General features: G+C 65.8%; 1 protein-coding gene. It reads left to right on the top strand.

Annotated elements, in window-relative coordinates; all coding sequences use genetic code 11:
• The coding region (locus ACFDTC_RS04315) for a methyl-accepting chemotaxis protein (protein WP_375257643.1) at positions 1–1590 on the top strand (1590 nt) is incomplete at its 5' end.
• Positions 1591–1868: the final 278 nt, after the last annotated feature.

The following is a 1868-nucleotide window of genomic DNA, read 5'->3' as shown; positions in this document are numbered from 1 at the left end:
ATCGAGGCCATGGATCCGTTCAGCCTGAACCGCGAATTGCGCGACGTGCTGATGCCGATGATGAACCGCCATCTGGCGACCCTGAACGAGCTGCAGCCGCGCTACACGGCCGCCGTGGACGAGGCCCTGAGCGCGACGTCGACCAACCTCGACGTCCAAATGCGCCTGCTACTCATCGCGTCGGCGGTGGGTCTGACCGCGTCCCTGGGTCTGGCATTCATCTTCGGTCGCGTCCTGTCCCGTCCGATCGAGGCGATCGTCGGGTATGTCGAGCGGATCGCGAACGAAGAGTACGATTTCGAGATGCTGGCGGCTGACCGTCAGGACGAGATCGGTCGCATTGCCCGCCGCCTCGACGACCTGCGCGGTCGCCTTGTCGCCGCCGACGAGAAGAACGCGACTGAGCGTCGCGAGAACGATCGACGCGTCGCGCTGTTCGCCCGCATGGGCGAGGCAATGAACGCCCTGAAGAACGGCAGCGTGGACGAGACGATCGCCGCGACTGAGTGGAACGATCTCGGCGAAAGCTATGTCCGGCTCTGCGAAGACTTCAACGGCCTCGCCGCAGCGCTGAACCGTCTGGTGACGTCCGTGCGCAACAGCGTCACCACCGTCGAGACCAACGCCAACGATCTCGCGGATATGTCGATGAAGATGTCCAAGCGTGCCGAGGTTCAGGCCGCGACGCTCGAGGAATCGGCGGCGGCGCTCGAGGAACTGTCCGAAAGCGTGCGGTCCGCCGCGCAGCGCGCCCAGGAAGCCGACGAGAAGGTGCTGGAGGGTCGCCGTCGCGCCGAGCGCGGCGGCGAGGTGATGGGCCGGGCGATGACCGCCATGAGCTCGATCACCAAGTCGTCCGAGCAGATCACCCAGATCATCGGCGTGATCGACGACATCGCCTTCCAGACCAACCTGCTGGCGCTGAACGCCGGCGTCGAAGCCGCGCGGGCCGGTGAATCCGGCAAGGGCTTCTCCGTCGTGGCGTCTGAAGTGCGCTCGCTCGCGCAGCGCGCATCGGAATCCGCCAAGGAGATCAAGGACCTCGTCTCGACCAGCTCGCGCCAGGTCGAGGACGGAGAGCGGCTGGTCGAGGAGACCAGCGCCACCCTGCAGCACATCGTGCAGAGCGTGACCGAGGTTTCGGACCTCGTGTCCGACATCGCCAGTTCGGCGAAGGAGCAGGCCTCGGCCGTGCAGGAAATCACGGTCGGCGTGGGCGAACTGGACAAGGTCACGCAGCAGAACGCGGCCCTCGTGGGTGAGACCAGCAGCGCCAGCCAAGAGCTCAGCAACGAGGCAAGCCACGTCTCGCGCATCTTGGTCGAGTTCCTGGGCGGCGAGAATTCGGCCGTCCCCATGGCGGACCCGCTGGGCGAGGACTTCGCCGAGGATTCGGAATGGGCGAGCAAGAGCGACGAGGCGCCCCGCGGATCTTGGGAACGGGAAGTTGAAACCGCCGCCAAGGCAGAGCAGGCGAAGCCCGCCGCGCCGAAGCCGGACGCGCGCGCGGCCGAGACCGCTGTGCCCGCGCCTGCCAAGCGCGTGGCTTCGGGCGGCGCCGGGGACGACTCGATCTGGAAGGATTTCTGATCCCGCTCTGCCTGTCTTCCTGAAAAGAAAACGCTTCGGCGGAAGATGTGAGAACTACGGCGGGGCCGGCGCTAAAAACGCCGGCCCCTTTGCCGTTACGGGGCCTTAACACACCTGTTCGCCGTCGATGCGCTGCCGAAAGCGGCGCGAATGCGGGCAGCGGACCGAATACCTCAAAGGAATTTCGGCCGGACGAGTTGTCGTCATCGACATCGGATGGTAGGCGCTGCCCATCATGTAGTTCCGGCGGAACTTCGCCGTCGGCAAAGAGTTGCCGA

It is taken from the genome of Citreimonas sp. (assembly GCF_042096055.1).
Classification (GTDB): Bacteria; Pseudomonadota; Alphaproteobacteria; order Rhodobacterales; family Rhodobacteraceae; genus Citreimonas.
Note: the sequence above shows the minus strand (reverse complement) of the source record. Positions and strands in the feature narration are given on the sequence as shown.